The sequence below is a fragment of the Streptomyces sp. NPDC093085 genome (assembly GCF_040683935.1).
Taxonomy (GTDB): Bacteria; Actinomycetota; Actinomycetes; order Streptomycetales; family Streptomycetaceae; genus Streptomyces.
Map to the genome: position 1 here is coordinate 159,029 of NZ_JBFBFB010000017.1, position 6,000 is coordinate 165,028.

Below are 6,000 nucleotides of genomic sequence, written 5' to 3' on the forward strand. Positions count from 1 at the left end.
CCGCTCCCCGGCGAAAGACGGCGCGGCGCGGAGTCATCATGACGTCATGACCTCTGCCGCTTGTCAGGCCGGCCGCACCGTGGAGAGTTGTACGAGCAGGAGGAGCAGCCGGTAGGCGTCGGTGAAGGCGTCCACGATGAAGGTGACCGTACGGCCGCCGTCGGGGCCGGTGCGGGTGACGCCGGGGACCAGGGTCGCCAGGTCGACCATGTGCGGCTCCGTGAAGTCGACCTCGACGTCGAACGGGCCGTCCAGGACCAGCGGCGGGACCGAGGCCCGGCGCGTGATCGCCTCGGCGGCGGCCCGGCGCAGCCGTTCGCGGGCCTCCTCCGGGTGGAGGGTGACCGCGGCGGCCTGGGCCAGCGCCTGCTTGACGGGCACCGTCACGGCGGTGGGGATCAGCTCCCGTACCTCCGCGCAGGCGGTGTCGTCGCCGCTGAGCAGCACCACCGGCACCCCCAGCGCCCCGGCCATCGCCGCGTTGAGCCCGATCTCGCCGAGGGAGCGCCCGGCGACCCGGACGTCGAGGATGTTGCCGTTCATCGTGTGCGCGACCACGGCGGGCCCGACGCCGGCCCGTGCGTGATAGCCGACGAACAGGACGGCTTCCGTCTCCGCGTCGATCCCGCCGAGCATGCCGTACGGGCGCGGCTTGCCCCGTACGAGCTGGGCCCGGCGGTCGAGTTCGGCCGGCAGGAGGTTGCGGAACGTCCCGTGCGCGTCCGCGACCCGCACCGTGGCGGTGGGCTCGGCGTCGAGGACACCGGCGACGACGGCGTTGGCCTCGGCCGTCATCAACGCGCGCCCATGGGCGTAGTCGTGGCGATCCGGGTTCATCTCGGAAGGGTGCACGAGCCCCGAGATGCCCTCCATGTCGACTGAGATGAGCACCTTCATGATGCGGCCACCCTATGGCTTGGTTGAGCCTTCACCTACGGGCTCGCCCCACTTGATAGGCAAGTGTTCACTTGCCTATCGTGGTGGGTATGACGGAGGATGTCTTCAAGGCCCTCGCCGACCCCACCCGCCGGCACATCCTGGACGAACTGGTGGAACGGGACGGCCAGACCCTGTTCGAGATATGCGCGCGGCTGGTGACCAAGCACGGTCTGAGCCTGACGCGGCAGGCGGTCAGCCAGCATCTGGCCGTCCTCGAAACGGCCGGGCTGGTCCGTACGCGGCGCCAGGGCCGGTACAAGTTCCACGACCTGAACACCGAACCCCTTGAGCGCATCGTCACCCGGTGGCTCAGGCCCGACGCACCGGAGAGCACCCCATGAGGATCCACCTGACCAGCGTCTTCGTCGACGACCAGGAGAAGGCGCTGCGCTTCTACACCGACCTGCTCGGCTTCGAGAAGAAGGCCGACGTCCCCGTGGGCGACGACCGCTGGCTGACCGTGGTGTCGCCGGAGGACCCCGGCGGAACCGAACTCCTGCTGGAGCCCGACGGCCACCCGGCGGTACGCCCGTACAAGACCGCCCTGGTCGAGGACGGCATCCCGGCCACCGCCTTCGCCGTGGACGACGTACGGACGGAGTACGAACGGCTGCGCGCCCTCGGCGTCCGCTTCACCCAGGAGCCGCTGGACCTGGGCAAGGTCACCACGGCCGTCCTGGACGACACCTGCGGAAACCTGATCCAGATCATGCACGTCTCGTGAGATGAACGACCGGGAAGAGACGCGAACGGGACCCGAACGGGATATTCGCGAGCAGCGAATGTAAATGTCCCATTACGGGGAAGTTCCTTCCCATGAACCACGACGCCCCCACGAAGCACCACGACGAACAGCGCGATCCGGCGGGCCGCTCCGTCACCTTCCGGCTGCCCAGCCACCCCCGCAGCGTCGGCCGCGCCCGCGAAGTCCTGCACAACCGGATCGGGTTGACCGGCGACCCCGGCGAGACCGCGGCCCTGCTCCTCTCGGAGCTGGTCACCAACGCGCTGCGGCACGGCAGTCCACCCGGCCGGGAGATCGCCGTCACCCTCTACCGGGCCGACGGGGTGTTCCGGGTGGAGGTCGAGGACGCGGGCGAGTCGCTGCCGAACCCGCGCGTCCCGGGGGTCGAGGACGAACGCGGGCGGGGCCTCGCCCTGGTCGCCGCGCTCGCCGACGACTGGGGCGTCACCCCGCGCCGGGGTCCGGGGAAACGGGTCTGGGCGCTGCTGAAGGTGCCGGGTGGCGGGGCGGGGGCGACCGATCCCGGGGACGGAGGACGGGGCGGACCGGGGGCCTCCGGGTGAGTCCGCGCCGGCGCCCGCGCTCACGTACGCGCCCGCGCCCGCGCCCGCGCTCAGTACAGCGCCAAGTCGACCACCAGCGACCGGTGATCGGTGTCCGCCAGATCCAGGAAGCGGGCGCCCCGTACCGCGAAGTCGTCACTGACCAGCACATGGTCGATCTGCGCACCCAGCGGACGCGGCACGTCGGCCGGCCAGGAGGGCGTACGGCCGGCCCCGCCCAGGAGCGCCCCGTCGCGCAGCCGGCCCGCGTCCAGGAGGGCCCGGAAGGCGGCGTGGTCGCGGGTGGCGTTGAAGTCGCCCGCGAGGATCACCGGCGCCCCGGCCGCCCGCTCCCCGGCGGCGTACGTACGGATACGGTCCAGCTCCGTGCGCCAGTGGGCGACCATGCCCGGGATCGGCGGCAGCGGATGGGCGAGCTGGAGCTGGACCGTACGGCCGCCGACGCGCGCCGCGGCGCCGGGCATGGCGAGCGTGCCCGGGATGCCCGGCGTGTCGGTGAGCGGGAAGCGGGAGAGGATCGAGGAGCCCTCCGCGCCGCTCGCCGCGACGACGTTGCGGTACGGGTAGTCGGCGCGCGGGATCCGCTCGGTGAGCAGCCGGACGCAGGCGTACTCGCACTCCTGGACGAAGACCAGGTCCGGCCGTTCGCGCCGGATCGCGTCGACGAGGCCCTCCGCCGCGTGCCCGAACTCGACATTGGACGTCAGCACGCGGATCGCCACCGGCCCCGTCCCGCCCCCGCCCCCGGGCGCCGTCCCCGCCTCGGACGCCTCCTCGGGCCCTCCGCCACCCACCGCCCGCGCCTGCGCGACCGGGCCGGGGCCGGGGAAGGCGTCGCCCGCCGGCCCCGTGTCGTACGGCCGCAGAAACCATCCGGCGGCGCCCAGCACCACCAGCGCCCACGCGGTCCCGGCGCGCCAGCGCAGCAGCGCGGCGAGGGACAGCGCGAGCCCGGCGGGAACGAGCAGCCAGGGCAGGAACGCGAGGAGCTGCGGTACGGGCGTGACGCCGTCGGTGCCGGCGGCGCGGCAGGCGAGGAGCACGGTGGCGGCGAGGAGGAAGAGCCCGGTGGCCCCGACGAGCAGGCGCTGCGGGAGCGGCCGGGAGAGCGGCGGTGGCGACGGAACCGGCAACGGAACCGGCGACGGCGGTGGCGCGGGCGACGAGGCAGGGGAGCCGGAGGAGGCGTCGGAGAAGCCGGATGAGAAGCCGGATGAGAAGTCGGACGAGGAGTCGGATGAGAAGTCGGAGGAAGAGCCGGTCAAGGAAACGAAGCCTCTCGCTCAGACTGCTGGAAGCCCCCATACTTCCGCACGCACGGTCGCCATAGACACGTGAATGCGGGAACAGCGACCTCAACCGCTGTTCCCGCGAGGGTGGGTGGCGGATGGTCCGCGTACCGCGGAACCCTCTGCCGTGCCGTCAGGTTCTGGCGCCGTACCCGGATCCGCCCCGGGATCCTCCGCCGGCTCCGAATCCGTAGCGGTCGTTGGCCAGCGCCCAGATGATGAACGCCGACAGGGCCATGCCCACGACGGCCCAGACCGGCTGGCGTGGCAGGTACATGAACTGCGCGACCAGGTTCAGCGCCGCGATGGCGATACCCGCGTACCGTGCCCACCCCATCCGGGCGAGGAGCGCGAAACCCACGCACGCGAGGACGATGCCGATCGCGATGTGGATCCAGCCCCACGACGTCAGGTTGAACGTGTAGGCGTAACCGGTGAGGCGGCGCAGGATCGAGTCGTGCCTGACCGCCGCCACCCCCTGAAGAATGTTCGTGGCGCCCGTCACCAGCATCAGAACGCCGGCGAACAAGCTACCGCCAAGTGCCCAGGCGGCCTTCCTTTCCGCATGAGCGCCGGTGCCGTGTCCAACCCCGGTACCCATGCCCGTACCCATGCCTGTACCAGTACCTGTGCCTGTGCCCATGCCCGTAGTGGGGGGCCGCTGTGCTGTGTTCTGGCTCATACCCCCATACTGCTCCGAATGGGACAAAAGGGATATTCGGAGGGGTGTTATCGGCATAAAGATTGAGTAAAGTCCGGCGAGGCGGGTGGTGACCCGGGTGTTCTGACGGAGGGTTCCCCGCCCGTACCACCCCCCGCTTCCCCGCCCCGCGCTCCCCCGCCCCGGCCGCGCAGCCGCCGCGTCAGCCACACCGCCGGCCACCCCGCCAGGGCGAGCAGCAGCCCGGCGGCGAGCAGGGCCCAGCCACAGACACGGAGCGAGCCGGTCAGCGCGTCGTAGAAGGCGGCAGCGGCCTGCCGGTCGCCGTCGTCCGGCAGGTCCTGGAGTACGGTCGCCCGCGCCACCGCGACGGCCACCACCAGCAGCGCCCCGCCCGCCGCCACCGCGAGACCGGCCCCGCTCACCGCCCGGCTCCGCCGCCCCGCCGCCGCGAGCGCCACCGCCCCCGCCGCGAGCAGCGCCGTCCCCACGGCCGGCCAGATCCCGGCGGCCCGCAGCCCCTGGACGACCTGCCGCCAGACCCCGAGCCCGTCGGCCTCCAGGACCACGATCCGGGTGTCCCGTACGGGGATCCGGTCGGCGAACGGCACCCCGTCGGAGATCAGTTGCGCCTTCACCTGCCGTACGACGGGCGCCAGGTCGAGCGTCACGGCGTTACCGCGCCCCTTGGACAGCGCCTCTTCCATGGTGGAGTGAGTGGCCCGTACGGCAGTGCGCCACGCGTTCTTGAACGCGGCGGAATCGGTGAACGACAACAAGGCGTCGTGCAGCAACGTACGCACCGCTCGCTCCAGGTCCGCCTGGAACGGCCCCGCGTCGAGCCCGCCGCTGTCGTGGATCTCCGTCATGACCTGCTCGGTGATCCGGTCCGCCAGCGCCTTCCGTACCGCCGGGTCGGCGGAGAGCGGCGCCGTCGCCGCGACGAAGCGGCGGGTGGTGCCGATCTCCAGACCGGTCCAGGCGGCGACCGCGCTGAGGGGGACGAGCAGCGTCAGCAGGAGGATCAGGGCGACGGAGAGAGCGGAACGGACGGAGGAAGCGGAGAACTTCGCGAGGAATGACCGGTGGCTGGTCCGCACCCTTCCAGCGAACGCGACGCCGCCGGACGGCGCTAGCGGTGCGCCGCCGACCCGGTGAGACATCGGCCGGCCCGGTGAGGCACCGGCCGGCCCGGCGCGGAAGGGGCGCGGCATGGCGCGGTTTGACGGGCGCGGCACCCGGGTGTGCCCTGGAGGGGGAGGGGCAAGGGAAGGAGTCCCGGTCATGGCCACACCTGTTCGGCTGCGCGGACGCCACCACGGCGCACCGCTCCGTCCGCAAGGAGCGCACCGCGTGTACACCCCGTCCCCCTCCCCCCGGCGCGGCGGGCGGGGCGGGCGGCTCTCCCCGCTCACGATCGGCGTCCCGCTCTTCCTGGGCATCTGTTACGGGGCGTACGCGCAGGCCATCGCGCGCAGCGGCGGCCCCGCGACCTGGGGCCAGCTCGCCCTGGCGCTGATCTCCGGCGCCGTCTTCGCGCTGCTGCTCTTCGCGCTGCTCAGGGTGGGGCACGCCCTGCCGCGCGAGGTGCGGGCCGCGGCCTGGGGGGTGCTGGTGGGCGGCTCCGTCGGCTTCCTCTACAGCCTCACCGGGCACAGCGTGCTGCTGTCGTCGGGGATCGGGCTGGCGATCGGCGCGGGTACGGCCGCCGCGGCCTTCTACCACTTCTACATGCGAGAACCCTGAGCCGGAGAGCCGGAAACGGTCGCGGGGGGCGCCCCCGGACGGCGGGGGGGGGCGGGG

General features: G+C 72.7%; 8 protein-coding genes. 4 read left to right on the plus strand and 4 right to left on the minus strand.

The genetic code is table 11. The features are described 5' to 3' along the window. Window positions 1-63: 63 nt before the first annotated feature. Window positions 64-897 (minus strand): M55 family metallopeptidase, encoded by an 834-nt coding sequence (locus AB0O07_RS32660; protein ID WP_365640264.1) that lies wholly within the window; start codon window positions 895-897, stop codon window positions 64-66. A gap of 89 nt (window positions 898-986) precedes the next feature. Between AB0O07_RS32660 and AB0O07_RS32665 the strand changes: the two genes are divergently transcribed. From AB0O07_RS32665 to AB0O07_RS32675, 3 genes are all read left to right on the plus strand, one after another. Continuing rightward, window positions 987-1,280 (plus strand): metalloregulator ArsR/SmtB family transcription factor, encoded by a 294-nt coding sequence (locus AB0O07_RS32665; RefSeq protein ID WP_365640266.1) that lies wholly within the window; start codon window positions 987-989, stop codon window positions 1,278-1,280. Then, complete coding sequence (locus AB0O07_RS32670; RefSeq protein ID WP_365640267.1) at window positions 1,277-1,663, plus strand: VOC family protein; 387 nt, start codon at window positions 1,277-1,279, stop codon at window positions 1,661-1,663. The genes AB0O07_RS32665 and AB0O07_RS32670 overlap by 4 nt, the downstream gene beginning before the upstream one ends. Window positions 1,664-1,755: 92 nt before the next feature. Further along, window positions 1,756-2,247: an ATP-binding protein gene (locus AB0O07_RS32675; RefSeq protein WP_365640269.1), complete on the plus strand. Its 492-nt coding sequence runs from the start codon at window positions 1,756-1,758 to the stop codon at window positions 2,245-2,247. Between the two features lie 50 nt (window positions 2,248-2,297). Here AB0O07_RS32675 and AB0O07_RS32680 read toward each other — a convergent pair whose 3' ends face one another. The 3 genes from AB0O07_RS32680 to AB0O07_RS32690 form a co-directional block, all read right to left on the minus strand. Further along, window positions 2,298-3,332 (minus strand): endonuclease/exonuclease/phosphatase family protein, encoded by a 1,035-nt coding sequence (locus AB0O07_RS32680; RefSeq protein WP_365640297.1) that lies wholly within the window; start codon window positions 3,330-3,332, stop codon window positions 2,298-2,300. A 337-nt stretch (window positions 3,333-3,669) separates the two neighbouring features. Then, window positions 3,670-4,065 carry a hypothetical protein gene (locus AB0O07_RS32685; RefSeq protein ID WP_365640271.1) on the minus strand — a complete coding sequence of 132 codons (396 nt, stop codon included), beginning with the start codon at window positions 4,063-4,065 and terminating at the stop codon, window positions 3,670-3,672. A 200-nt stretch (window positions 4,066-4,265) separates the two neighbouring features. Next, window positions 4,266-5,297: a hypothetical protein gene (locus tag AB0O07_RS32690; protein WP_365640273.1), complete on the minus strand. Its 1,032-nt coding sequence runs from the start codon at window positions 5,295-5,297 to the stop codon at window positions 4,266-4,268. Between the two features lie 184 nt (window positions 5,298-5,481). Between AB0O07_RS32690 and AB0O07_RS32695 the strand changes: the two genes are divergently transcribed. Continuing rightward, a complete protein-coding gene (locus tag AB0O07_RS32695; protein WP_365640276.1) occupies window positions 5,482-5,943 on the plus strand; it encodes a hypothetical protein in 462 nt (153 codons plus the stop codon). Window positions 5,944-6,000: the final 57 nt, after the last annotated feature.